This window comes from Pannus brasiliensis CCIBt3594 (assembly GCF_036688125.1).
Lineage (GTDB): Bacteria > Cyanobacteriota > Cyanobacteriia > Cyanobacteriales > Microcystaceae > Pannus > Pannus brasiliensis.
The window spans coordinates 64,878-90,767 of the sequence record NZ_JBAFSM010000005.1; the positions used below are offsets into that span (position 1 = coordinate 64,878).

Consider the following 25,890-nt stretch of genomic DNA (forward strand, 5'->3'; position numbering starts at 1 on the left):
GGGGTAGGCGGTAGGGAGTCAGGAGGCAGGAGGCAGGAGTCAGGAGTCAGGAGATTAGTAATATTTATAATCTCCCCGTCTTCCCATCTCCCTCACCTCCCCCATCCCCTACTTTCCTTGAATCGTCTCGATCGCTTTGAGAGATTTATCGGACATCGATTGTTGTCCGGCCGCGATCGCCAGTCGCGAGGCTTGTTGTAAGTCGGCGATCGCCTTCGCTTTATCGCCTAATTTGTAGTAAGTCAGGCCGCGATTGTGATAGGCTTCCGCGAAATTCGGATTAACCTGAATACTCTCGTTATAGTCCCGTAGAGCCTGTTCGTGCTGTCCCGATCGATTGTAGGCCAGCGCGCGATTGTAAAAAATCCGATCGCGGCCTCTCGTTCCCTGTAAACTGAGGGCTTTCGTGTAATCGTCGATCGCGTCCCCGTGTTTCCCCAGATCGTCGCTCGCGTTGCCGCGATAGACGAAGAAATCCCCGAAAGAGGGATTGAGGGCGATCGCTTTCGTGCAATCACTGACCGCCTCGTTATATTTTTTCGTCAGATAATACACGTAACAACGATTTCCCAGGGCGTTAACATAATTCGGATTAATTGTCAAGGCTCCCGTGTAATCCTCGAGCGCCCGATCGAGATCGCCGAGAATTAACCGAGCGTAACCGCGATTATAGAAAGCGTCCGCGTCCTTGGGGTCGATCGCCAGCGCGCCGGTGAAATCCTCGATCGCCCCGGCGTAGTCCCCCGAGTTCAGCCGATCGACCCCGCGATTGTAGAGATCGACCGCGTTCGTCGCGGGTTTCGCGGTCTGCGCCATCACGGGAGCGATCGAGAGTAGGAATGTTGATACAGTGGTAATAATCGCCAGTTTTCTCGCTGTTTTCATAGTTAGTTACCCGAAACGAATCAATAGTAAAATGAATTAACGATTTATCGAGAGAAATCCATGTGGAAAGTCTTTTTCGCTCTTGTCCTCCTCCTCGTCAGTTCGATCGTTACCGGTTGCGTCGGGAGTACGGGGGGCCTACAAAGTTACGTGAACGCGAAGGGAGGCTATCAATTTTTATACCCGAACGGATGGACGAGAGTGGAGGTGAAAAAGTCCGCGGGGGTGGACGTGGTTTTTCACGATATCATCGAGACGACCGAAAACGTGAGCGTGATTATTAATCCCGTTACCGACAATAAAACTCTAGCAGATCTGGGAACGCCCACCGAGGTCGGGTATCGTCTCCTGAAAAACCATAGCTTGAATCCGGCTCTCGATAAAGAAGTTGACCTGATCCGGGCCGAATCCCGTCAGCAAAACGGTCAAGAATACTATTTACTGGAATATCAGGTTAAATTCCCCGACGATCGAGAACGCCACAACCTCGCCAGCGTCACCGCGCGTAACGGGAAACTCTATTCGTTCAATCTCTCCACCTCGCAAAAACGCTGGGCGAAAGTTCACGAACTGTTTGAAACGATCGTCGATTCTTTCTCGGTCACTTGACGCTCGATCGCTCGTCGCGGGGGAACGGAACGGCGATCGATAATAGAACTACGGACGGATTCCCGAAACATCGAGTAACCGAAATCGAGGATATTATGAGCGAACCGGCAGAAAACCGAATGGATAGACTGGAAGCCTTAGCGGGAAAACTGCTAGAAGGCTTGCGCGAGGTAAAAGAGGGCTTACGAGAAGCCAGAGAGGGTATACAAGAAATCAAGGAGGGCTTACAGGTAACAAGTCAGAATTTACAGGAAACGAGAGCGATCGCCAACTCGAACGCGAAATCGATTCAGGCGTTGAGTGATAATCTCGCGGAATCGAAAAAAGAGTGGGAGCGAGATAGACAGGGTTTATACCAACTTTTAGGACAATTAACCCGTTCTATGTCCGATTTTTATCGGGTACAATCGGATGATTACAATCGTTCCGATAAAATCGAGAAAAGAGAGGCGAGAATGAACGAGATCCTCGATCGCTACCTACCCCCGGACGATTCGCGAGCCTAAATCGGGAGGCAGGAGATAGGAGGCTTTTAGCTATCAGTTATCAGCTATCAGCTTTCAAAGAGCGAGTTTTTCCGCCTTGGCTACTATCTAAAGAGAGATCTATCTGACCGCTTTTTCCCATCCCCCATCACCCGACATCCCATTTCTGTAATCTTCAACTATGCCGATTCCCTTCGTACTCGCTTCCGCTTCCCCCGCGCGCCGAAAACTGTTGCAGATGGTGGGAATCGACCCCATTATCGAGGTCAGTCACTTCGATGAATCGATTATCCAGGCCGAGGATACCCTACATCTCGTGCAGACCTTAGCCCAGTGTAAAGCCCAGACGATCGCCCCGAAATTCGAGGACGCGCTGATTCTCGGTTGTGATTCGGTGTTGGAAGTGGGGGGGGAAGTGTACGGAAAACCCGCGACAGAGGAAGAAGCGATCGAACGGTGGCGGACAATGCGCGGCCGTCGGGGAATTCTCTATACCGGTCACGCGCTGATCGATCGACGGCAGGAAAAAACCCTCACCCTCTGCGGGATCACGAAAGTTCATTTCGCCGACCTTAGCGACGAAGAAATTATCGCCTACGTGAACACGGGGGAACCGATGAAATGTGCCGGCTGTTTCGCGTTGGAAGGGAAAGGAGGCTTATTCGTGGAGAAATTGGAAGGCTGTCACAGCAACGTCATCGGTTTAAGTCTGCCGCTCCTACGACGGATGTTAGGCGATTTAGGGTATAAAATTACCGATTTCTGGCGTTAACTTTTCTCAATACTCGGATCGTTCTCGATCGACTTTAATGGGGATAGCCTCTCTATCCCGCCCGAATATGCGTCTACCGAAGATTCTCCCGAGCGCCCTCGGAGCGATCGCTTTTCTTTCCACTCCCGTCCGCGCGTCCGATATTCAAGGATTAACCTTTCTCGGGGGAACCACCATCCCGAAAACGCCGCTAATCGACGGGACGATCGCGGGGGGATTATCGGGAATTACCTACGATCCGGTTCAGAATCGTTATTATATTCTCTCGGACGATCGATCGGAAGCGAATCCTTCCCGTTTCTACACCGCGTCGATCGATCTCTCCGGTGGTAGTCTATCCTCGGTCACGCTCACCGGCGCGACGCTCCTGCGACAATCGAACGGACAGACCTTTCCCGTTTCCGGTCTCGATCCCGAGGGGATCGCGTTCGCGGGGGGGAATTCGGTTTTCATCGCCTCCGAGGGCGGGAGCGCGGGAACCCCTTTAATCGGCCAATTCTCTCTATCCACGGGGATACAGGGGCAAACTTTACCGATTCCCGCCAAATTTCTACCGACCGCGACCACCGGCGTTCGCGATAATCTATCCCTGGAGAGTTTAACGATCACCCCGAACGGGCGCTATCTTTTCAGCGCTACCGAAAACGCACTCCGACAGGATGGCAACACTCCCACCGTGGCGGCCGGTAGTCCCTCCCGTATCCTGCAATACGATCTCACCACGAATCAAGCGATCGGCGAGTATCTGTACAATACCGATCCGCTCGTCAATTCCACGGGGGTAAACGGTCTCGTCGATCTCGTCGCCCTCGACAATAGCGGTCAAAATTTACTGGCGCTAGAGCGCGGGGGATTTTTGGGGACGGGGGGGACTCCACAGAGTTCGATCCAGATTTTTCAGGTTTCCCTATCCGGGGCGACGCAAATTAGCGGATTGAATAGCGTGGCGGGACAGAGCGGCATTATTCCCGTTCAGAAAACCCTTTTACTCGATCTCTCGACGTTAGGCATCTCGCTCGATAATTTGGAGGGAATGACGTTAGGAGAAATTTTACCCAACGGTCGGCGATCGCTGTTCCTCGTGGCCGATGATAATTTCAGTAGCTCTCAGGTCAATCAATTACTGGCCTTTCAGGTCGATACCACCGTCCCGGAACCGAACGCTATCATGGGTTTACTCTCGATCGCTCTCGTCGTCCGAGGGCTGAAAAAGAGCTAGGAGGCAGGAGGCAGGAGGCAGGAGGCAGGAGGCAGGAGGCAGGAGGGTAGGGAGTAGGGAGTAAATTTCTCGAAACTCCCGATTTTTTCCCGAAATTATCCCCTCTATATCTTGATTTCCCACTCCGAACTCCGAACTCGCCATCTTCCCCATCACCCCATCACAAGCAAATCTATGTCTTCTTTCCGTGTTGGTATCGCCGGCCCTGTCGGGTCGGGAAAAACCGCGCTTCTCGACGCGTTATGTAAATCCCTGCGCGATCGTTACCCGATCGCCGTCGTCACCAATGATATCTACACTCAGGAGGACGCGCGATTTCTCGTCCGCTCGCAAGCCCTCGATCCGGAGAGAATTCTGGGGGTGGAGACGGGAGGGTGTCCCCATACGGCGATCCGGGAGGACGCGTCGATTAATCTGGTGGCGATCGAACAATTAGAACGGAAATTCGGGAATTTAAAATTAGTTTTTCTCGAAAGTGGCGGGGATAACCTCGCGGCCACCTTTAGCCCGGAACTGGTAGATCTGACGATCTACGTGATCGACGTGGCCGCGGGCGATAAAATTCCCCGCAAGGGAGGGCCCGGAATCACCCGATCCGATCTTTTGGTGATCAATAAAATCGACCTCGCGCCGATGGTGGGCGCGGATCTCGGGGTGATGGAACGGGACGCGCGGAAGATGAGAGGCGATAAACCGTTCGTTTTCACCAATTTAAAGACGAGAGAGGGATTCGAGACGGTTCGATCGTTTATCGAGCGGAATTTACTGGAATAGTCCCGATCGCCCGACCCGCGGGGAAGTACACGAAAGTTTACGATCGGCGGAATTCGATCGATCCCCGACGGATTCCGGTGCCTGTCGTCGTCTCGGGAAGTTTACGGGGGATCTCGCTGGTCGAGAAAGGCGATCCGCCCGATATTCTCGTCGTAAAGTTTTTTAATGCTGGGAAAACGGGAGCGATAGCCGTCCGGAACGATCGATCGCCCCCGATCGCCCCCGATCGCCCGTGGAATTTTCCCCCGAAAACATTGCAAAATGTAAAGAGGACACTCATTTCGCCTCCAGCTTCCGTGAATACCCAGCTAGTCAACCCCAAGATTTCCCTCTCTCGTCTATTACTCTTTATTTCCGGCGCGTTATTAGCGATGGGCATTATTTTTCTGGGTTTCCGTCTCGCTACCATCTCCGATCCCTATGTTCAAGAAGTATTGGCTTTACCGGGGAACGCGGGTCGAGGTTACGAGATCTTTCAGATCAATTGCGCGGGATGTCACGGCAAATTCGGGGATGGTAGCGTGGGGCCGAGTTTACACGAGGTTTCTAGACGAAAATCGAAAATTAGCCTGATCGAGCAAGTTGTCAGCGGAAAAACCCCACCCATGCCGAAATTCCAGCCCGATCCCCAAGAGATGGCCGATTTATTAATTTATTTAGAACATTTATAAAGAACTCCCGCGTCGAAAAAGCGATACGAACGGGAATCGGATACAAAACGCATCTATCTACGGACGGGTATTTTTTTCCTCGAATCGGGGCTACGGCGATCGATCTTTTATCCGCCCGATTCACGAGCTTTTAGACGGTGAAAAAATGACTGAAGATGTAATCTTTCAACCCGCGCTCGAACTCGCGAGACTGATCCGCGACCGGGAGATCTCGCCGTTGGAACTGACCGAAAGCTATCTGGAACGGATCGATCGACTCGACGGGCGGATCGGGAGTTTCGTCCATGTAGCGAGAGAACGCGCGATCGCCACGGCGAGGGAACAGGGCGATCGACTAATCCGGCTAGATCCGTCGGAATTACCGCCCTTTTTCGGTGTTCCCACGGCGATTAAAGACCTGAACGCCGTCGCGGGGATGCCGATTAGCTACGGGGTGGCGGGTTTACGGGAAAATATCGCCGAATACGATGAAGCGATCGTTACCAAAATAAAAGGCGCTGGTTTCATCCTCCTCGGCAAAACCGCGACCTCTCAACTCGGTTCTTTTCCCTACACCGAGAATTCCGGCTTTCCCCCGGTTCGCAACCCGCGGGACGGGGATTACACCGCGGGGGGATCGAGCGGTGGGGCGGCCGCGGCCGTCGCGGCGGGTTTCTGTCCCATCGCGCAGGGTTCCGACGGGGGGGGATCGATCCGGACTCCGGCGGCCTGTTGCGGTTTGGTGGGCATTAAACCGAGTCGGGGACGGGTTTCCTGGGCGCCGGTGGGCGAGTACCAAAGCGGCATCGCCACGAATGGGGTGATTTCCCGTACCGTGGCCGACGGGGCGGCTTTTCTAGACGTGATTTCCGGCTACACGACGGGCGATCCCTACTGGCTACCCGATCCGCCGTTTTCCTTTCTAGAAGCCACTCGTAGACCCGTAAACCAGCTAAATATCGCGTTTTCTACCTCGATCGAACCCTTCGGCGAGGCGGCGACGGTGTATAGGGACGCGGTACTGGAAACGGCGCGACGATTGGCGGAGTTCGGTCATCGGGTGGACGAGATCTCGATCGATGTCGGCCCTTTAATCGACCCCTTCCGTCGTATCTGGCAAGCGGGAACCTCCGCTAGTGGGATTCCGCCGAGTCTGTTAAGTCCGTTGAATCAATGGCTGGCGAGTCACGCGGGGACGGCCGGGGAATATTTGCAGGCTGTGCGGGCGATGCAGATACACTCGCGATCGATCGTGGCGTTGTTCGATCGCTTCGATGTGTTAGTTTTACCCGTTTTCCTACACCAACTCCCGAAAATCGGCGAATGGGCTGATTTAGAACCGGAAGAAACGATTACTAAAATTATGCACTGGATCGCGCCCATGCCGATCGCCAACGCGACCGGTTTACCCGCGATCGCGCTACCGACGGGATTTTCTGCCGAAGGTTTACCGGTGGGGGTTCAGTTAGTCGGCAAACCGGCCGATGAGGGGACGTTACTCGCGATCGCGGCGCGGTTGGAGGGGTAGCGATCGTTATAATTGATTGAATGCCGAGTCTCACTATAAAACGGATGAGAGAGCGTTTTCGGAAACGTCTCCACGACATTAGCTATAATGTACGCGGTTTTAAAATCCGCTTTCACCCGCTCAAAATCTGATGAGTCCGACCGTTTTCCGAGAGGATGGTTATCGTTTCTTTTTCTTTTCCCGCGAGGAAACCAGAATGCACGTCCATGTTAATTGTGGGGATGGAGAAGCTAAGTTTTGGTTGGAACCTCAAATCGAGTTAGCCCGTAATCAGGGTCTATCTCGGAAGCAACTGCAAGCGATCGAAAGAATTATCGAGGAACGACAAGATGAAATTAGAAACACTTGGCGAACATACTTCCAACGTTGAAGTTACTCATATTTCTTCCCACGGAATCTGGATTCTGTCGGGGGATGAAGAAATGTTCCTTTCTTACGAGGATTTTCCGTGGTTTAAAGATGCTCCTATTGGAAAGATACTCAATATAGAAGAATCCTTCACCGATCACTTTTATTGGCCAGATTTAGATGTAGATTTAAGCAAGGAAATCATCAGACATCCCGAAAGATTTCCTCTAAAATCTCGTTTCTAACTTTTCCTCATTTCTTTCATCAATCCCCCTCACTCCCGAAACCCCCTCCCCCCGGCGTTTCAATCACGAACACGTCCCCCGCGTTCATCTCCACTCTCGCGGTCGCTCCGAGATTTTCCACCGTTCCATCGGCTCTTTCCACGCGATTCCGCCCGATTTCGCCAGGTTCCCCGCCGTTTAGTCCGAAGGGATCGATCGATCGATGGCTAGAGACAATACTCGCGGTCATCGGCTCTAGAAAGCGAATCCGACGGATAACGCCATTCCCGCCGCGATGCCGACCTTTGCCGCCACTATCCGCCCGAATTTGAAAGTTTTCCAGCAAAACCGGGAAACGATATTCTAAAACCTCCGGGTCGGTTAACCGCGAATTGGTCATGTGGGTGTGAACCGCGTCCGTTCCGTCAAAATCCGCCCCCGCGCCCGATCCCCCGCAGATTGTCTCGTAATATTGATAGCGCGCGTTCCCGAACGTGAAATTATTCATCGTACCTTGGGAGGATGCCATCACTCCCAGCGCGCCGTAAAGACAATCGGTGATATTTTGGGAGGTTTCCACGTTTCCCGCGACGACCGCGGCGGGATAATGGGGATCTAGTAGGGATTTTTCGGGAATTATCACCTGTAACGGCTTTAAACAGCCTTCATTGAGGGGAATATTATCGTTGACGAGGGTGCGGAAAACGTAGAGAACGGCGGCTTTCGTCACGGCGCGGGGCGCGTTGAAGTTGCTTTCCAGTTGTGGCGAGGTTCCGGTGAAGTCGATGGTTGCTGTCCGGTTGGCTCGATCGATCGTGATTTTCACCCGAATTATCGCCCCGTTATCGAGAACCGTTGAAAATTCACCGTCTTGTAGCCGAGAGATCGCGCGGCGCACGCATTCTTCCGCGTTATCCTGCACGAATCGCATATAGGCTTGTACCGTCGCCAGTCCGTAATGATTCACCACGCGGCGTAACTCTTGAACTCCCTTTTCGTTGGCGGCGATTTGCGCTTGTAAGTCGGCGAGATTCTGGACGGGATCGCGGACGGGATAGGGAGCGTCGGTGAGTAATTCCAACAATTCCGCCTCCTGAAAGTGTCCCTCGGCAACCAAGCGGAAATGATCGATAAAAATCCCCTCTTCCTCCACGGAATGACTATCCGGCGGCATGGAACCGGGAGTGATACCGCCGATATCCGCGTGGTGTCCCCGCGAGGCGACGTAAAAGAGCGGTTTCGAGTGCGATTCGTCGAAAACGGGAGTTATAACGGTTATATCGGGTAAATGTGTACCGCCATTGTAGGGATTGTTCAAAACGTAGACATCGCCGGCGCGTAACTCGTCCCCGCGGTCGCGGATGAGGCTTTTAACGCTCTCGCCCATCGAGCCGAGATGTACGGGAATATGGGGCGCGTTGGCGACTAATTGCCCGAAACCGTCGAATATAGCGCAGGAAAAATCGAGTCTTTCCTTTATATTGACCGAATAGCTGGTTTTTTGCAGGGTGGTTCCCATCTGTTCGGCGATCGAGCGGAAGAGATTATTAAAAATCTCTAGTAAAACGGGATTGGGCGTAGCTTCTAGAGGGTTATTGTTTACTTTTGGTAAATTTCGCTTGACTTTTTCGAGAATTAGGTGATTGTAATCATCGATCGATCCCCGCCAACCCGGTTCGACGATATTCGTCCCCGTGGACTCGATAATCAGCGCGGGCCCGGAAATCGTGTCCCCCGGCTGTAAGTCGTCGCGTTGATAGACAGGGGTGGAATGCCACGCGCCCGCGGTATAGACGGGAACGCTGGCGATCGCTATCGGGGGAGTATTCCGAAAACGGGGGATAATCGTTTCCTCACGTTTGTATGTGGGGCAAATCAGTTCTAGGGAGATGGAAGCGACGATCAGGGGCTTATTTTCCATGATAAAGCCGAATTGCTGACGGTGCAGTGCCTCGAATCGCGCCCGCGTTTTGTCGGGACTGTCGAAATCGATCGCTAGGGTAGAGTCCGTTCCTTGGTACTTGAGATGGACTTTCCGGATCGATTTTACGGTCGCGTCGGTTGGTGGTTGTTGGGCGATAAGTTCCGCGTTCGCTCGATCGAGTAATTCCGAGAATAATACTTCGAGATCGGGGACTAATTCGGCGGTAAATAGCTTTTCTACCCCCTTTTCCTTGAGAATCCGGATTTCCGCCAGACCGATCCCGTAGGCGGACAGAACCCCGGCGCGGGGATGGATGAAAATTCGATCGATTCCCAGCGTATCGGCGATTAAACAGGCGTGTTGTCCTCCCGCACCGCCAAAACAACAGAGAGTATATTCAGAAACGTCGTATCCCCGCTCTAAAGAGATTTTTTTAATCGCGTTCGCCATATTTTGGACGGCGATTTCGAGAAATCCCCCGGCGACGGCTTCCGGGGTTTCGTTTAACTGTCGCGCCAGTTCTTGAAATTTCGCCCGGACGATCTCGGAATCGAGCGATCGATCGCCGTTTTCGCCGAAAATCTTGGGGAAAAACGCCGGCTGTAGCTTACCCACCATCACATTCGCGTCGGTGACGGTTAGCGGCCCCCCTTTCCCGTAGGCCGCAGGGCCGGGATTCGCGCCGGCCGATTCCGGGCCGACTCGAAAACGCGCCCCATCGTAGTGTAAGATCGAGCCACCCCCCGCCGCGACGGTGTTAATCGCCATCATCGGCGCTTTAATGCGAATTCCCGCGATTTCTGTCTCGAAAACGCGTTCGTACTCGCCGTTATAGTGGGCGACATCGGTGGAGGTTCCCCCCATGTCGAAGCTGATAATTCGATCGAACCCGGCGATTTGACTGGTTTTCACCGCGCCGACAATTCCCCCCGCGGGGCCGGAAAGAATGCTATCTTTACCCTGAAATCGCCCCGCGGAAACTAATCCGCCGTTGGATTGCATGAAAAGTAACTGTAACTCGCTCTCGCCACTCGGGGCTAACTCTCCCGCCACCTGTTCCACGTAGCGACGCAGGATCGGCGAGAGGTAAGCGGATACTACTGTGGTATCGCCCCGACTGACCAATTTCATCAAAGGGCTGACCTCGTGAGAGACGGAAATCTGGGTGAAACCGATTAAACGGGCGATTTCCGCCACTTTCCGCTCGTGTTCGGGATATCGATCGCCGTGGAGGAAAACGATGGCACAGGAGCGAATCCCGCTATTATACGCCGATTGTAGGTCTCTTGTAACGGAATCGAGGCTTACAGGGGTTAATTCATTTCCGCGCGCATCTACTCGTTCGTTTACTTCGATTACCCGTTCGTAGAGCATTTCGGGTAGGAGTATCTCGCGGGCGAAAATGTCGGGGCGATTCTGGTAGCCGATACGGAGGGCATCGCGAAAACCGCGGGTAATGACGAGGACGGTGCGATCGCCTTTTCTCTCTAGGAGGGCATTGGTGGCGACGGTGGTTCCCATTTTCACGCTGGCGATTTTTTCCTCGGGAATCGGTTCATCGGGTTGTAAACCGAGTAACGCGCGAATTCCCGCGACCGCGGCATCCCGGTAGCGATCGGGGTTCTCCGAGAGCATTTTTTGCGTTAAAATGTCGTTTTCTGGCGTTAAAGCGACGATATCGGTGAATGTTCCCCCTCGATCGATCCAGAATTGCCAGCGTTTATCTTGTCGGGTGTCGGTTGTCATCGCGGTTAATTAAGTTAATTAAACGGTCTACTTTCTTCTAGAAACGGTTGAAATCCTTCTTTCGGTGTCCATTGAATCGCGCCGTCGCGCCCCGTCCAGAAATAGTCAATACCGGCGTTTTTCAATTGTTTTCGAGTGGTGCGGGAGAGATTCGAGGTAATGGCGATCGCCGCGCGGGGTTGGAGAGTTTCTAGCCAGTTTTCCTCGATCGATCTTCCTTTCCATAGTAAAACGAATACGGGACTCGAAGGCGATTCGGAAACGGTTTTATCGGGAGTGAGAATCCATCGCCACCTTTTCCCGTCTATTTGAAATTGTAGGAAATCTCGATCGGTTTGGAATTCGATCGATCCGAGAGTTGCTTTTTTTTCTCGGGAAAGATTCATCTCTCGATCGATGGGTAAATTTTCTGTAATAGACGACCAATTCGGTTTAGAAAGTACGGCGATCGCTCCTTGAATCTGATTAACTCCCTGTTCCCGTAAAAAGGGTAAAATGGTATAGCGCGCCGTGTCGGGATCGTTGCCGTTGATTAACACCGTTCGACCGCGGTTTTGAATAACGATCGCCGCTTCCTTCCTCGTGGCGAAAACGGTTACTTTCGTTAGGGTCAACGCGTTATAGAGAATTGGTAATAGAATGATAATAAAGGCGAATAAAGCCACGAAATACCAGCGTTTCTGTAGCCATTGATTGACACAGAGTAATCCCAGTAACGCGTATAGAATTAACATCGCGCCTAGGGATAATTTTCCCGTCGCGTAGGTACTCATCGGTAAACAGGTAAAGAAAGTTAGAATTTGTAATAGCAGTTCGATCGGATAATACAGAAGCCACGCGCTCGCGCTTCCTAACGGGGGATAAAGTAAAGCGAGAAACGCGCTGATCACTCCCCCTAAACTGACGATCATCACTAGGGGAGTTGTTATAACATTTACTAAGAGACTGTAGGGAGCGATCGAGCTAAAAGTATACATCAATAACGGTAATGTCCAAATCGTCGCGGCGAGAGTAATCCCGATCGGTTCGGCGATTTTTACGGGTAGATAATCGATACGGTTTTGAATCGCGGGTAAGGTGATTAATAGCCCTAGAGTTCCGAGAAAACTTAATTGAAATCCGAGGTTCCAGATCCAGAGCGGTTGAAAGATTAGGAGAATCGTTCCCGCGACGAGGAGAGAGCCGAAACTATTGATTTTCCGATTGTATAAAATACCGATTAACGCGCCGAGTCCCATCAATACGGCGCGGGCTACCGAGGGTTGAAATCCAGTTAAAGTGAGATAGAATAACAGAAAGATACTACCGATGATGAATTGACTTCTCGCGGATAACCTTCGGGTGACGGTTAAAAGAATTCCGAGTAAAAGCGCGACATGAAATCCCGAAACCGCCAAGACATGAGCCAAGCCCGTTTTGGTAAATTTATCCTGAATGTTGGCGGGGAGATCGATCGATTGCCGTCCGAGGGTGATGGAACTTAATAAGGAACCTTTTTCTTTTCCTAATCCTTGAATTTGCGCGTCGATGATTCTCTGACGAATCTGCCAGACCCCGATCGATGGCGGTTTTTTCTCGATAATTTTCCTGCCCTGTAACCCCGCGAAGATTCCCTGACGCGCTAGATAATCCCGAAAATCGAAAGCCCCCGGATTATTCGCCCTTCGAGGTCGGTAGAGTAACCCTTTTACCGTCACTTCTTGCCCCGAATACAAGCGATTTTCTGCCGTATTCGGGAGGGTAACGTACAACTTACCGCTCGCGTGTTCCGAGGGTAAATCGTTCGCGCTAAACTGTTTTACCTGTAATTGAAATTGTAAATTCCCCTTGCGATTTAGTCTGGTCTCTGAGATACTATTCCCTGCCACCGTAATTATCTGACCGCCTTTTTCGGCAATCTGACTAATATCGTTAGCCGTCGGGTAAGGGACACGAAATTCTAGATAAATACTGGCGAGAATCGCTACCAGTCCCGCGATAAACCAGATTTTTCGAGGGGGACTTAGCCACCAGAAACGGGGGGCGAAAATGGCGAGGAGAAGCGCGAGGAACGTTAATCCCGAGATTCGGATTAGCCACTCCCACCAAACGGGAAAACCATCGGAGAAATCGAGAATTCCCGTGGAGAGTAAACCGATCGAGTAAGCGAGACAGACGATCGTACCACTATAGCGATTCATGATCGAAAATGGTCGGTAGAGGGTGGAGGTGATCGAGTATCCGTTATCTCGTCTATTTCATCGGTCGCCTTGAACGGGGGGAAACCTAATCTTTAAGATTTTCCTGTTGGGTTTCGTTGCCTCAACCCAACCTACTGATTGAATAGTTAGTGAAAATCGAAGTCGAATAATAATCGCGTGTAGATCCCTCTCGGATCGTTGAGGGTTTGGAATTTAGCGAGTTCTTTTTGTAACTTCTGCCATTCCTTGGTTAACGGATCGTTAGCTTCCGTTACTGGAGATAGATAACTTTGGAACAGACGGGAGAAAATTTCCTCTTCCCAAGTCGTCGCGCGGGGATATTCATCGATACTCCAATCGTCGCCTAATTTCGCTACCTTCGCGGCGTAAATCACCGCGTTTTCCAAGCCACCGATCTCGTCAACCAGACCAATATCTAGCGCGTCCTGTCCCGTCCAAACGCGTCCTTGAGCGATCGATCGCACCTTATCGGGAGACAGCTTTCTCGCGTTGGATACTTTCTCGATAAATAGATCGTAGAATCGATTCACCGATGCCTGATAGAGTCGCATTTCTTCCGGGGTTTTCGGACGGGCGCTCGTGGACATATCGGCGAATTTCCCCGTTTTGATCGTGTCCCATTTTATGCCGTTATTATTGGCGATTTTTTGCAGATTGAATAACAACCCGAAAACCCCGATCGAACCGGTGAGCGTGTTATCTTCCGCGAAGATCCGTTGTCCTCCCGTCGCCACCCAATAACCTCCCGACGCGGCGAAATCGCCCATCGAAATAATCACGGGTTTTTTCTCTCCCAAGCGTTTCACTTCCCGGAGGATTACATCGGAGGCGATCGCGCTTCCCCCCGGACTATTAATTCTCAAAACAACGGCTTTTATATCGTCGTCCTGTCGCAATTTTCGCAGTTCTTTGGCGTAGCGATCGCCGCCGATATTCGTCGTGTCTCCCGCACCGTCCACGATCGATCCCTCCGCGTAGACGATGGCGATTTTATTGGCGCTATCCTCCTTCGTCGCGGTTGCCGAACCCGCGTAATCTTCTACAGACACCTGACGGAACGATCGGAAATCATCGCTCGGATTTTCATCCGATTCTTTTTCTCCCGTGAGATCGCGTAATTGGGCGATTACCTGATCGAAATAGGCTACATCATCGACCAATCCCGCTTTTTTCGCCGCTTCGCCGTCTAAAGTCCCTTTCGTGTCGGCGATCGATTGTAACTGTTCGGGAGTGACCTGCCGACTCGCGGCGACGGTAGATTTATAGTTCGACCAAACATTATCGAGAACCGTCTGGATCTGCTGGCGGTTTGGCGGGCTAAAATCGGTACGGGTGTAGGGTTCGACCGCGCCTTTAAACGAACCCACTTTCACCACCTGCACCCCTACCCCGTATTTTTCCAACGCTCCCGCGAAAAAAGTCCCCTGCGAACTGAGTCCGTTCATTTCCATCAATCCGACGGGGTTGATCGTCACCTTCGAGGCGATCGATCCCAGATAATACTCTTTTTCCGTCCAATCCACATCGTAGGCGATAATTTTCTTGCCCGACGCGCGAAAGGTGTCTAACGCTTTCCGTACCTCCGCGAGCGTCGCGTAACCGTAGTTACCCGCGCTTCCCCGTCCGTAGAGAAACAGCCCGACAATTTTCGGGTCCTCGCTGGCTCTCTCGATCGCCCCGATCACCTGTCGCAGGGTTAACGCTTGCGAGTTCGACGAGCCGAGCGCGTCCGCCAGACTCGACGAGGGGGGAGTATCCTTGATATCGGTGGATAAATTGAAAACGAGGATCGATTTATCCTCTACCGACGCGGTTTCGCTCGCTCCGAATAGGAGATTGAGTAAAATCACCGATCCCACCACGCTCACACCCGTGGCTAACAAGATTCCCATTAACGTCCCCAGGCAACTCGCGCCCATTCTTCGGAAAAACTGCCCCATCCCTGTTTTTTTCCCCGCGTCCGCTTTTTCGTTCATGCTCGATTCCTTCTTGAGTCGTAAAGTCTAATCTAACGAATTTTCTCTAATACCCGTGACTGTTTTAGCGCGGGAATCGATCCGTTTCCCGTACAAAAGAGTACGGTTTTAATCTCCGCCGTTAACAGGTTTACCAACTCGTCGATCGCCTCGATCGAGCGATCGGCCGCCTGGAGGAAAGGAAAGGCCAATCCCGCCAGATCCGCCCCTAGAGCGAGAGTTTTCGCCACTTCCAGCCCGTCGCGCAGTCCCCCGGAGGCGATCAGAGGTACGGTCGCGCTCGCGTTCCGTACCGTCCCGATACAATCCGCGGTCGGGATGCCCCAATCCGCGAAAGTTCGTCCCAATCTCTGCTGTAGTCGATTCTCCGCCCGCTCGCTCTCCACTTTCGCCCAGGAAGTCCCCCCCGCTCCCGCCACGTCGATCGCGCTCACTCCCGCCTCGATCAACCGGCGCGCCATCTCCCCGGAGATCCCGTTTCCCACCTCTTTCGTCACCACGGGAACGGGCAATTCGCTACACACTTTATGTATTTTGTCAAGCAATCCTTTGAAATTTCGATCGCCCTCGCTTTGAATACATTCTTGCAGGGGATTAATATGGAGGATCAGCGCGTCCGCCTGCAATATATCGACCACTTTCCGACACTGATCGATCCCGTAGGTGTAATTTAGCTGAACCGCGCCTAAATTCGCCAGTAATAGCGTATTCGGGGCGATCGATCGAACCGCGAAAGTATCGGCGGTTTCCGGTTTTTCCACCGCCACCCGTTGGGAACCCACCCCCATCGCCAGTTGATAGGTTTCGGCGATTTCCGCGAGTCGGGTGTTGATCATTTTCGCGCGATCGGTTCCGCCGGTCATCGAGGAGATCAGGAGCGGCGCGCCGAGTTTTTTTCCGAGAAAACGGGTAGAAATGTCGATTTCCTCGTAATCGAGTTCGGGAAGACAGCAATGGGTGAAACGATAGCGTTCTAATCCGTTCGTCACCTGACGACACTGGACATCCTCTTCTAAACAAATTCGCAAATGATCGTCTTTTCGGGTTTCGGTGTTACTCATCGGAGTCGAGGGGGATGGGGAACCAGTTATCATCGAGGGTTTGTTCGAGAGTGACGATAGGAGTTGACGGTAAGGATTTTAGTTTAACTCCCATCGATCGAGCGACCAAAAGACGCGCTTCCTCGTAACTTTCCGCGAAAATCTCGCGAAGATAAGACTCTAAACTCGGGCTAAAATCGAGTAAATTGGAGATTTTCTGCTGAAAAACGGTAATATCGTAACTCCATTTATTAATTTGCTGTTTTCTTTCCGATTCCCAGTACGCGAGTTTCAGCAAATCTTCTAAAAGCTCGATTAATAGGTTTTGCAGGGAAAATTTCTCCATTCTCCCGATACTTTCGATTTCCTCGATTAGATTCTCTAAGTCCACGTCGTCGAAACGTTTTTCCCGGAGTTGTTCCGCGGTGGTGGCGAGCCAGAGAAGGTAATCTCGATCGTATAGGGTACGCGATTCTACGGGGTTCGTGGCGGTCATGGCGGGTTACTCGTTAAAGTCGAGAGGGATAGGGAACCAATTATCATCGAGGGTTTGTTCGAGAGTGGCGATGGGAGTGGACGGTAAGGATTTTAGTTTCACTTCCATGCTTCTGGCCACCCGAACCCGCGCTTTTTCGTAACATCTGGCGAAAATTTCGCGAATATAAGGCTTTAAGCTGGGACTCGTCGCTAGTAAACTGGCGATCTGATCGCGAAAAGCGGTAATTTCTTCGCTCCAGTGTCCGAGGTTGCGTTCTCGTTCCGATTCCCAGTAGGCTAGTTTGAGTAAATGGACGAGAAGAACGATTAATAGACTCTCGATCGCGTTTTTCTGGCTTTTTCCTATACTTTCGATTTCCTCGATCAGATTCTCCACGTCGAGATCGGTAAAACGTCCCCGCCGGAGTTGTTCCGCGGTGGTGGTGAGCCAGAGAAGGTAATCTCGATCGTATAGGGTAGATGATTCTACGGGAGATGTCGCGGTCATGGCGGATTCTGGAGCGAGGGTTCGATCGATGGTCATCCTTTCAATTGTGGCACGGGCGATCGAATCTCGGAAAACCCTCGCGACGGGAGGGGAAAATCGGGTAACGAGCGTCGATTCAAATCTAAATCGGCGAACCGGAGATAACAAGTGAACTGCCGGGAACCGCGAATCGGAATTCCCGCCTTTCTACGGCGGTGGAGTATGTCAGAATGGGAAAGACGGACAGATTGGAGAAAGGTACGTGGAACAGTATCAGGCGACGGAGATCGAGCGGAAGTGGCAGAAGACCTGGCGGGAGATGGGGTTAGACACCACCCCGGAGAACTCGGACAAGCCCAAATTTTACGCCCTATCGATGTTTCCCTACCCGTCGGGTAATCTACACATGGGTCACGTTCGCAACTACGTGATCACCGACGTGATCGCCCGTTTCAAGCGTCTTCAGGGCTATCGCGTCCTCCATCCGATGGGTTGGGATGCCTTCGGATTGCCCGCGGAAAACGCCGCCATCGAACGCGGTATCCCTCCCGCGAAGTGGACGTACCAGAATATCGCCCAGATGAAAGGGCAATTGCAACAATTAGGATTATCGATCGATTGGGATCGCGAGGTGGCTACCTGTTCCCCGGATTACTACCGGTGGACGCAATGGTTATTCTTACAGTTTTTCGATGCCGGACTCGCCTACCAGAAAGAGGCCGCGGTCAATTGGGACCCCATCGATCAGACCGTTCTCGCCAACGAACAGGTAGATAGCGAGGGGAAATCCTGGCGATCGGGCGCTAAAGTAGAACGCAAATTACTCCGGCAGTGGTTCCTCAAGATCACCGATTACGCGGAACAGTTATTAAACGATCTCGACAAACTCACCGGCTGGCCGGAAAAAGTGAGACGGATGCAGGCCAACTGGATCGGCAAGTCGATCGGCGCGTATCTAGAGTTCCCGATCGTCGGTTCCGAGGAGAAAATCGCCGTTTTCACCACCCGTCCCGATACGGTGTACGGGGTAACTTACGTCGTCCTCGCGCCGGAACACCCGTTAACGCCGAAAGTCACGACTTCTGACAGAAAAGCGGACGTAGAAGCCTTTATACAGGAAATTGCCGCCGAAAGCGAGGTCGATCGAACCGCGGAAGATAAACCCAAACGGGGCATAAAAACCGGCGGAATCGCCCTTAATCCCTTCACCGGCGAGGAAATCCCCATTCTCATCGCCGATTACGTCCTCTACGAATACGGAACCGGCGCGGTGATGGGAGTCCCAGCCCACGATACCCGCGATTTCAAATTCGCCCGAGAAAATAATTTACCGATCAAAGTCGTGATCGTTCCCGAAAGCGGGGAAACGGAGTTAACCGAAGCCTACACCGATCCCGGCACGATGATTAATTCGGCACAATTCAACGGTTTACACTCCGTGGAGGGGAAAACCGCGATTATCGACCACGCCACCGAACAAGGCTACGGCAGAGCGCGAATTCAATACCGTCTCCGCGACTGGTTAATCTCCCGTCAACGCTATTGGGGATGTCCCATTCCCGTCATTCACTGCCCCAGTTGCGGAACCGTCCCCGTCCCCGAAAAAGATCTCCCCGTCACCCTTCCCGAAGACGTGGAATTTAGCGGCCGCGGCGCGTCCCCCCTCGCCAAGTTAGACCACTGGGTAAACGTTTCCTGTCCGAGTTGTGGCGAACCCGCGAAACGGGAAACCGACACGATGGACACTTTCATCGATTCCTCCTGGTACTTCCTCCGCTACACCGACGCGCGGAATGAAAATATTCCTTTCCAATTGGATAAAGTAAACGATTGGATGACCGTCGATCAATACGTGGGGGGTGTCGAACACGCGATCCTTCACCTCTTATACTCGCGCTTTTTCACCAAAGTTGTCCGGGATCGGGGATTAGTGAGCGTCGATGAACCGTTTACCCGTCTTCTCACCCAGGGAATGGTTCAGGGATTAACCTATAAAAATCCGAAAACCGGCAAATACGTTCCCGCGGATAACGTCGTCCATGAAAACGATCGCTATCGAGATCGGGACACGGGAGAGGTTCTAGAATTCTTCTTCGAGAAGATGTCGAAATCGAAGTATAACGGGGTCGATCCGCTCAAAGTTCTCGATAAATACGGCGCGGATACGGCGCGGATGTTTATTCTTTTCACCGCGCCCCCGGAGAAGGATCTGCAATGGGATGACGCGGGAGTGGACGGACAATTCCGCTTCCTCAATCGCGTCTGGCGCCTGGTGGCGGAGTATATCGAGAACAAACCCGCGAAGGTGAAAACGCCCGAAACTTTATCCAAAGGGGAGAAAGATTTACGACGGGCGATCCACACGGCGATTAAAGAGATTTCCGCCGACCTAGAGGGGGATTATCAATTTAATACCGCCGTTTCCGAGTTGATGAAACTCAGTAACGCCCTCGGGGACGAGAAATGTTTCGCCTCTCCCGTTTACAAGGAGGGGATAGAGACTTTATTAATCCTTCTCGCACCTTTCGCCCCGCACATTGCCGAGGAGTTATGGCACGAGTTGGGGAATACGGGTTCGATACACCTCCAATCCTGGCCGAAAGTCGATGCTAAGGCGTTAGAAGTGGACGAGATCACCCTCGTTATCCAAATTTCGGGAAAAACGCGGGGAACGATTCAAGTACCCGCGAACGCCGATAAAAGCCAGTTAGAGACGTTGGCGCGGGAATCGGAGATCGCGAAACGGTATATCGAGGGTAAGGAGATCAAGAAGGCGATCGTCGTTCCCGGCAAGTTGGTAAACTTCGTGGTGGGATAAGGTTAGTGAGATTTCGTTTTTCCTGGACGCTCTCTTTTCGGGGAGCGTCTTTTGATTTTCGATCGAGTTTAAAATAAGTAAATATACTTAAAGAAATATTTCGGAAACACGCTATCGCTCGCTCGGGGATTTATGATGCAAATGGGAACGATTCAATCGTTTGGATTATATTTTTGTCATCGATACATACGGAAACGCGATGCACCGAGAAAATTCTCTTGGCAAAAGCTTTCCGTAGATAATATTTGCGAGCCAAGACAATGAAAAAAATAAGAATCAAGGTTTTTTCCTTGAGTGCCGGATTACTGCTATTCGGTTCTAACTTCTTCGCGTTCCTCACTCCAGCTTTAGCCGAGTGGATTTGGGACTCTGAATACCTAAAGTGGAGATTCGAGACATTTATCCGCGATGAGGTTAAAAAAAATTGTGATGATTACTCGTTGAAAAATTTGGAGTTTAAATATCAAACCGCAATAATTCCCGATGATAAAACGATCGCCTATTACGGTGTTGTATTAGGCTCGACTCTAACCTGCTGGGAAAACTTGCAGAGAGCGATGGAAACGGGAATCGAAGAGGGGAAACTATCGCTAGGAGCTAAAAAACCGAAAAAAGTTGCTTTTTTCCCCGATGTTATTCACGGCAAAAATGGTGTCGCCGATGGAGGACCCACGATTATGTTTTACTTTCCCGCTACTAAATCTGAAATTTGTGAAATGTCTAGGTCTTGGGGGATGGATAAACCGAATTGTGTCCGTCGTTGACAAAAATTAGAGCCTTTCAAGAGTTATAAGGAGGTAATAATCGATGAAAACGTTATCAAAAATAGCTTTGATCGCTGTGGGTATTACCTACGCGATTACCGCTAACGCTCAATCCTGTGATAAAAAGGGTTGGCAAACCATCCGAGAAGATTCCATCAAGGTCTGGAAGCGATCGGATAACCCCGCTTTCTTCTTCAAATCTAAAATGACCATTGATGCCGATGGTTCACCCCGCGCTTATAACCCTCCAAATACAGGACTAGATCATATCTGTAACGCGTGTGCTTGTAACCATAACCAACCGATTAAACCGTGGAATTGTTATGGAATCGTCCTTGTGGATGGCCAACCTTATATTCAGGGAGCGAACGATCCCGCGCCAGGTTATTATGTTTCACCAACGAGCTTAGTAGACCGGACGAGAACAAGAAATACCGATCCCAGAAGATACGTGGATTCGGAAAAGATCCCCTATATCGCTCTTCCTCCAGAAGTAATTAATCAACAATGTCGGCCAGACGGGAAAGCCTGTCTTGGTGATATCGGTTTTGTTCTGAACACTCGGAATGGCCGATCGGCTTTCGTTATCGTTGCCGATCAGGGGCCGAGAAATAAAATCGGGGAAGGCTCGATCGCTTTGGCGCGAGCTCTGGACATTAATTCTAGCCCGATAAATGGAGGTGTAAACAGCGCGAGCATTCTCTATTTAGTATTTCCAAAATCGGGGAATGGCTCTCCAAAATCTGTCCAACAAATTAACTCGGCAGGCTCCGCTTTACTTCAAAGTTGGGGCGGACAACAAAGGCTTGAGGATTGCCTGAATCAGCACGGGGGAGGTTAGCTTTTCGCCGGTTCCGGACGTTCGGTAGCGATCGAGTTTTCCCGTCCCTCTGTCGTCCGTCCGGGAATCGGCGCGTCCGGTTCGATCGCTAAATTCTCGCTTATTTCCGCGTCCGGATCGGCGGCCCGTTGATTCTCGGCGTTAACGTTGGGTTTCGTGTCGGTTCCTTTATGGCTGGCGTGACCGCTACTCATAATGTTTTTCCTGACCGGTTTCGTGATATACATCGATACTAGGAAGCTACCGACCCGTTTACCCTCTCGCTAATGACAGACATCCGCGCGCGTACATGGTTGGGCATCGATCCGGGGTTGGCGATCGTCGGTTGGGCGATCCTGCGCGACGAGGGGGGATTCACACCGATTCTGGTGGACTACGGCACGATCGAAACCTCGAAACACGTCTCCACCCCCAAGCGTTTACTGGAGATCGAAACGGATCTCTCGGAATTATTAAAAGAGTATCGCCCGGATTCGATCGTCGTGGAAATGCCCTTCTTTAACCGCCAGATCAAGGCCGCGGGGGGAGTTTTGCAAGCTTTGGGCATTATCAGCCTCGTTAGCTGTCGCGACGGGGGAATCGAACCGATTTTCCTCCATCAAGCGAGTTGGAAATGTCATCTCGGCAATGGCAAGGCCAGCAAAGCGGAGGTCGCCGAGCAGATTAAGCATTTATTTGGATTGACAAAGTTGCCGATCAATGATGCGGTAGACGCGATCGGGATCGCCTACGCGGGCTTATCGGGAGTTCGCAACCAGATCGCGTGAGAGATCGGAGGAGGTAGGAGGCTGGAAGCGGTTTTTAGAAGAGAGATAGCTAGTAATACCTCCAATTTACGGTTTATTCGGTGGATTACGCTTCGCCAAGCCACCCTACGGTCTTCTTCTGGCGGATTCGTTTTGTAAGCGTCGATCGAGCGATAGGGCGAGATCCCGTACCTGTACCTTTTCCGGTTCCCGAGCGAGCGAACCGACGATCAGTACCACTCCCGTACTCCCGCGACGGAACGCGAGACTATCCGCGAACACCCGCACCGGGAAATTCTCGATCGTCGCGGCCAGACGATATCCCCTCGCGGATTCCCCCAACCCTTGCAGGGAGACGATCGCTCTCGATTCCTCGATTTTCGCCTCTCCTAATAAACGTAGAGCTTGCTGGAATCCGGATTGAAAAACCTCCCGTCCGCCGTCACGTTGGAGTCGAGCGTCGAAAGATTCTCGGGCCGTTCGATCGGGCAGATCCATCGTCAGGCAAGTGACCATTTCCGCTTCCTCTATATTCACGAAAATCGTCGTTTCCCGTACCGAAATATTCGCTTTTTTCAAATCGGCACCCGATCGATCGATCGCCCGCGTGACCATTTGCCGTAATAACGGGGGGGCTACCTCGAAACCGGGGGGTAAATCGTTTACTTCTAGAAGGGTTTCCGGCGGGACGTTTCGATCGGGCGCGGAAAGAGGGCTTTTTAGTTCGGTAGCGTGGCTAGGCGACGGGAAACGGGCGATCGCGCCCGGATCGAACGACCGGCCGGACCACCCGAAGAACGTTCCGAAGACGATCGGAAAGATAATAACGCGGGGTTTCGCCGATCGCCGGTACGCCGATCTTCGCCGGGAGTTTTTATCGCCGGCGTTTTCCCCGGACGGGAAATCCCGGTTCTCGTGTAGCTCGTTCAACCGGCGGGATGCTCTCGGTAACACTAGGAATTCTCTCTCGTTGTCTCGAAATTTCTCTAGTAACTTTTCTTCAACTCGCCCGCGATTCCCGCGGATTTTTTTTCCACCCGATCGATCGTTAAAACCTCCGGATTCCCCCAGTCGATCCCCACCCCGATTCCTATCGCGCCTTCCCCTTGTAAATCCTCGACAAAACCGCCCCGTTCGGCCATCGCTTCCCACCAGCGATCGTAGGGGCCGAAATAATAGGTACAGGGGGGGTATCTCGTATCGATTTTCAACCACCATCGTCGTTTCTCGACCAGAGATCGATCGAACCACGAGGTAAGCGTGGCGATCAGATTCCACCGCAGGAGTGAGAGATAGACCATTTTTCCCTTTTTGTCCAAGTATTTTTACCCATAAGTAAACAACTTTACCCGATCGAAGTTATCTTCCCCTAGGGAGAAAAGAAATCGCGGGAAATTTTTCGGGCCGATCGCCTCGTTACTTCGATCGCGAATTTTTTCGTATAACGTTCAGCTTTCCGCTATCCTTTCGAGCCAACCAAGATCGGGGTTTAGCATCTGGAATCGTCCGAATATAAAGATTTCTCGCTAATAATTTATAGCGAGAAATCTCGATGATTGATTATTACAAAAAATGACTTTTTTCAGAAAATAACGGGAGATACCGCCGAATTAATGCTCGAAAATATCTTTGTACTGCTGTAAATCTAATTCCGTGAAAACGGGAATACAATCGAAGCATTTTCGGGCCAGTTCCCAACGATCCTCGCGTTGTAACATCCGCGTCAACTTATCGCGAACGCTCAGGAGATAGCGCACGTCGTTCGCGGCGTAACTCAACTGTTCCGCGCTTAAATTCTCCGCGTTACCCCAGTCGGAACTCTGGGCGCTTTTGTCGAGTTCGATCCCCTCTAATTCTTGCACGAGATTTTTTAACCCGTGATTCCCGGTGTAGGTGCGGGCGAGTTTGCTTGCGATTTTGGTACAGAAAATCGGTCGCGTGTCGATCCCGAAAGTATGGGCCAGTTGTGCCACGTCAAAACGGGCGAAATGAAACACTTTCTCGATATTCGGGTCTTCTAGTAATCGTTTCAGATTGGGCGCGTCGCGATGCCCCCGCGGGACGCGGATCGCGGTCACGAAACCGCTCGGATCGCATAGTTGGACGAGACAGAGACGGTCGCGGCCGGGAACGAGTCCCATCGTTTCCGTGTCGATAGCGATCGCCGGCGCGCTTTGGTAACGGGTTAAGGTTTCTTCCGTCAGATCTCGATCGTGTACTTGAAAATTATTCAGGTTCATACTTTTATAGATCTCTCGCGCGATGGATTTGTGAGGGTTTGAACGATGAAAAATGTCTGTTAATTCGGAATGGTATCGATTGTTTCAGGATATTATTTTTCAATTTCTCCTGCCTCCTGCCGACCGCCTCCTTGTCAACGTCTTTTTACAAAAAGTTGCGTGAAATAATACTCGCCGTCGCTATTTTTGGCGATCCCGATCCCCGTGATATCGTAATCCCCTACCATATTTTTCTCGTGGCCGGGGCTGTGAATCCACCCCTTAACGGCTTCGGCTACGGGATCGTTGTAACCTTTCATCCAGGCGAGATTTTCGCCCATACCGCGGAGGGACATCATTGTCTGTACCGATTTCACCCGATCGTCGAACCCGTCGTGACTGAAAGGCGCTTGTTTACTCGCCATTTTCTGACTGAATAAACGCGCCACGTAACTCACGTTCGGATCGAGGAGTAAGGGGGGTAAATTCCGCGATTTCCGGTACTCGTTAACCCCCGCGTTGGTCATCTGTTCGAGGGTGCGGAGATAGGTTCCGTCGGCGAGGGGATCGATCGAGGGCGAGGGGGAAATCGATCGAGCGCGGGAAATATCGCCTACCACATCGCGTTTGACGAAGATCTGGGTGAAATATAATTTTCCCCGACTATCGATCGCCGCCCCGATCCCGGTCTTGTCGAAATCCCCCTTCAGGTTCTCGCGATGGCTTTTACTCTCGATCCATCCCTGTAGCGCTACCGTCGTCGGGTCGTCGTGGCCTTGATTGACGGCCACGTTTTCCGCCACGGCGCGATAGGGGATCTTGACGGCGATCGCCCGCGCCCGTTGTTGGAATCCCTCGTGACTAAAGGGAACCGCCCCGGTCGCCATCCGTTGACTGTGGATTCTCGCCTGGCGGGAAATCGCAGGATTCAACGTTAACGGGGGTAAACCGTTCGATCGACGGTACTCGTTCACCTTTTGCAGGATTTCCTCTTCTAGAAAAGGTAAAGACGATTCATCGAAGGAGGGCGCGGTCTTTACCGGAAGGGGGAGCGGGGGCGAGTTTTCGGCGATCGGGTTGAATTTGACCGACTGACACCCCGTTAACGCGCCCCAGAGAGCGATCGAAAGCCAAAAACGCTTCATATAAATTGATAG

At 51.9% G+C, this 25,890-nt stretch carries 25 protein-coding genes; 13 read left to right on the forward strand and 12 right to left on the reverse strand.

Annotation, left to right across the window (positions count from 1 at the left end; all coding sequences use genetic code 11):
- Window positions 1-108 precede the first annotated feature (108 nt).
- Window positions 109-885, reverse strand: a complete 777-nt coding sequence (locus tag V0288_RS04105; protein ID WP_332863754.1) for a tetratricopeptide repeat protein — start codon at window positions 883-885, stop codon at window positions 109-111.
- Window positions 886-945: 60 nt separating this feature from the next.
- Here V0288_RS04105 and psbP point away from each other — a divergent pair, with 60 nt between their 5' ends.
- The 9 genes from psbP to V0288_RS04150 all read left to right on the forward strand — a co-directional run bounded on the left by psbP (window position 946) and on the right by V0288_RS04150 (window position 7,515).
- Window positions 946-1,494 (forward strand): photosystem II reaction center PsbP, encoded by a 549-nt coding sequence (gene psbP, locus V0288_RS04110; RefSeq protein ID WP_332863755.1) that lies wholly within the window; start codon window positions 946-948, stop codon window positions 1,492-1,494.
- Between the two features lie 95 nt (window positions 1,495-1,589).
- On the forward strand, window positions 1,590-2,000 hold the full coding sequence (locus V0288_RS04115; protein WP_332863756.1) for a hypothetical protein: 411 nt from the start codon (window positions 1,590-1,592) through the stop codon (window positions 1,998-2,000).
- A 160-nt stretch (window positions 2,001-2,160) separates the two neighbouring features.
- Window positions 2,161-2,751: a Maf family protein gene (locus V0288_RS04120; protein ID WP_332863757.1), complete on the forward strand. Its 591-nt coding sequence runs from the start codon at window positions 2,161-2,163 to the stop codon at window positions 2,749-2,751.
- 67 nt (window positions 2,752-2,818) lie between these two features.
- A complete protein-coding gene (locus V0288_RS04125) occupies window positions 2,819-3,970 on the forward strand; it encodes an esterase-like activity of phytase family protein (protein ID WP_332863758.1) in 1,152 nt (383 codons plus the stop codon).
- Window positions 3,971-4,144: 174 nt separating this feature from the next.
- Window positions 4,145-4,744 (forward strand): urease accessory protein UreG, encoded by a 600-nt coding sequence (gene ureG / locus V0288_RS04130; protein ID WP_332863759.1) that lies wholly within the window; start codon window positions 4,145-4,147, stop codon window positions 4,742-4,744.
- A 296-nt stretch (window positions 4,745-5,040) separates the two neighbouring features.
- On the forward strand, window positions 5,041-5,415 hold the full coding sequence (locus V0288_RS25055) for a c-type cytochrome (protein WP_422661893.1): 375 nt from the start codon (window positions 5,041-5,043) through the stop codon (window positions 5,413-5,415).
- Between the two features lie 145 nt (window positions 5,416-5,560).
- Window positions 5,561-6,922 (forward strand): amidase, encoded by a 1,362-nt coding sequence (locus V0288_RS04140; protein ID WP_332863761.1) that lies wholly within the window; start codon window positions 5,561-5,563, stop codon window positions 6,920-6,922.
- A gap of 130 nt (window positions 6,923-7,052) precedes the next feature.
- Window positions 7,053-7,292 (forward strand): DUF4160 domain-containing protein, encoded by a 240-nt coding sequence (locus tag V0288_RS04145; protein WP_332863762.1) that lies wholly within the window; start codon window positions 7,053-7,055, stop codon window positions 7,290-7,292.
- Complete coding sequence (locus V0288_RS04150; RefSeq protein ID WP_332863763.1) at window positions 7,252-7,515, forward strand: DUF2442 domain-containing protein; 264 nt, start codon at window positions 7,252-7,254, stop codon at window positions 7,513-7,515. The genes V0288_RS04145 and V0288_RS04150 overlap by 41 nt, the downstream gene beginning before the upstream one ends.
- 19 nt (window positions 7,516-7,534) lie before the next feature.
- On the opposite strand, the gene V0288_RS04155 is transcribed toward V0288_RS04150, so the two are convergent.
- The 6 genes from V0288_RS04155 to V0288_RS04180 form a co-directional block, all read right to left on the reverse strand.
- Window positions 7,535-11,164, reverse strand: a complete 3,630-nt coding sequence (locus V0288_RS04155; protein WP_332863764.1) for a hydantoinase B/oxoprolinase family protein — start codon at window positions 11,162-11,164, stop codon at window positions 7,535-7,537.
- Between the two features lie 14 nt (window positions 11,165-11,178).
- Window positions 11,179-13,344, reverse strand: coding sequence for a ComEC/Rec2 family competence protein (locus tag V0288_RS04160; protein WP_332863765.1), 2,166 nt, complete (start codon window positions 13,342-13,344; stop codon window positions 11,179-11,181).
- A 146-nt stretch (window positions 13,345-13,490) separates the two neighbouring features.
- On the reverse strand, window positions 13,491-15,305 hold the full coding sequence (sppA, locus tag V0288_RS04165) for a signal peptide peptidase SppA (protein ID WP_422661894.1): 1,815 nt from the start codon (window positions 15,303-15,305) through the stop codon (window positions 13,491-13,493).
- Between the two features lie 68 nt (window positions 15,306-15,373).
- Window positions 15,374-16,402: a type 2 isopentenyl-diphosphate Delta-isomerase gene (fni, locus tag V0288_RS04170; protein ID WP_332863767.1), complete on the reverse strand. Its 1,029-nt coding sequence runs from the start codon at window positions 16,400-16,402 to the stop codon at window positions 15,374-15,376.
- Window positions 16,395-16,877: a DUF29 domain-containing protein gene (locus V0288_RS04175; protein ID WP_332863768.1), complete on the reverse strand. Its 483-nt coding sequence runs from the start codon at window positions 16,875-16,877 to the stop codon at window positions 16,395-16,397. Before V0288_RS04175 ends, fni begins: the two co-directional genes overlap by 8 nt.
- Before the next feature lie 6 nt (window positions 16,878-16,883).
- On the reverse strand, window positions 16,884-17,402 hold the full coding sequence (locus V0288_RS04180; protein WP_332863769.1) for a DUF29 domain-containing protein: 519 nt from the start codon (window positions 17,400-17,402) through the stop codon (window positions 16,884-16,886).
- A 262-nt stretch (window positions 17,403-17,664) separates the two neighbouring features.
- Here V0288_RS04180 and leuS point away from each other — a divergent pair, with 262 nt between their 5' ends.
- From leuS to V0288_RS04195, 3 genes are all read left to right on the forward strand, one after another.
- Entirely contained in the window at window positions 17,665-20,163 is a 2,499-nt protein-coding gene (leuS, locus tag V0288_RS04185) for a leucine--tRNA ligase (RefSeq protein ID WP_422661895.1), read from the forward strand.
- Between the two features lie 260 nt (window positions 20,164-20,423).
- Window positions 20,424-20,927 carry a hypothetical protein gene (locus tag V0288_RS04190; protein WP_332863771.1) on the forward strand — a complete coding sequence of 168 codons (504 nt, stop codon included), beginning with the start codon at window positions 20,424-20,426 and terminating at the stop codon, window positions 20,925-20,927.
- Window positions 20,928-20,970: 43 nt separating this feature from the next.
- Window positions 20,971-21,768, forward strand: coding sequence for a glycoside hydrolase family 75 protein (locus V0288_RS04195; protein WP_332863772.1), 798 nt, complete (start codon window positions 20,971-20,973; stop codon window positions 21,766-21,768).
- Here the strand turns inward: V0288_RS04195 and V0288_RS04200 are convergent.
- A complete protein-coding gene (locus V0288_RS04200; RefSeq protein WP_332863773.1) occupies window positions 21,765-21,995 on the reverse strand; it encodes a hypothetical protein in 231 nt (76 codons plus the stop codon). The genes V0288_RS04195 and V0288_RS04200 overlap by 4 nt on opposite strands.
- A gap of 39 nt (window positions 21,996-22,034) precedes the next feature.
- On the opposite strand from V0288_RS04200, the gene V0288_RS04205 reads away from it, so the two are divergent.
- Window positions 22,035-22,535: a crossover junction endodeoxyribonuclease RuvC gene (locus V0288_RS04205; RefSeq protein ID WP_332863774.1), complete on the forward strand. Its 501-nt coding sequence runs from the start codon at window positions 22,035-22,037 to the stop codon at window positions 22,533-22,535.
- 105 nt (window positions 22,536-22,640) lie between these two features.
- Here V0288_RS04205 and V0288_RS04210 read toward each other — a convergent pair whose 3' ends face one another.
- The 4 genes from V0288_RS04210 to V0288_RS04225 form a co-directional block, all read right to left on the reverse strand.
- Window positions 22,641-23,444: a hypothetical protein gene (locus V0288_RS04210; protein WP_332863775.1), complete on the reverse strand. Its 804-nt coding sequence runs from the start codon at window positions 23,442-23,444 to the stop codon at window positions 22,641-22,643.
- Between the two features lie 56 nt (window positions 23,445-23,500).
- Complete coding sequence (locus V0288_RS04215; protein ID WP_332863776.1) at window positions 23,501-23,815, reverse strand: DUF1816 domain-containing protein; 315 nt, start codon at window positions 23,813-23,815, stop codon at window positions 23,501-23,503.
- 309 nt (window positions 23,816-24,124) lie between these two features.
- On the reverse strand, window positions 24,125-24,754 hold the full coding sequence (locus V0288_RS04220) for a ribonuclease D (RefSeq protein WP_332863777.1): 630 nt from the start codon (window positions 24,752-24,754) through the stop codon (window positions 24,125-24,127).
- 134 nt (window positions 24,755-24,888) lie between these two features.
- A complete protein-coding gene (locus tag V0288_RS04225) occupies window positions 24,889-25,878 on the reverse strand; it encodes a CAP domain-containing protein (RefSeq protein ID WP_332863778.1) in 990 nt (329 codons plus the stop codon).
- Window positions 25,879-25,890: the final 12 nt, after the last annotated feature.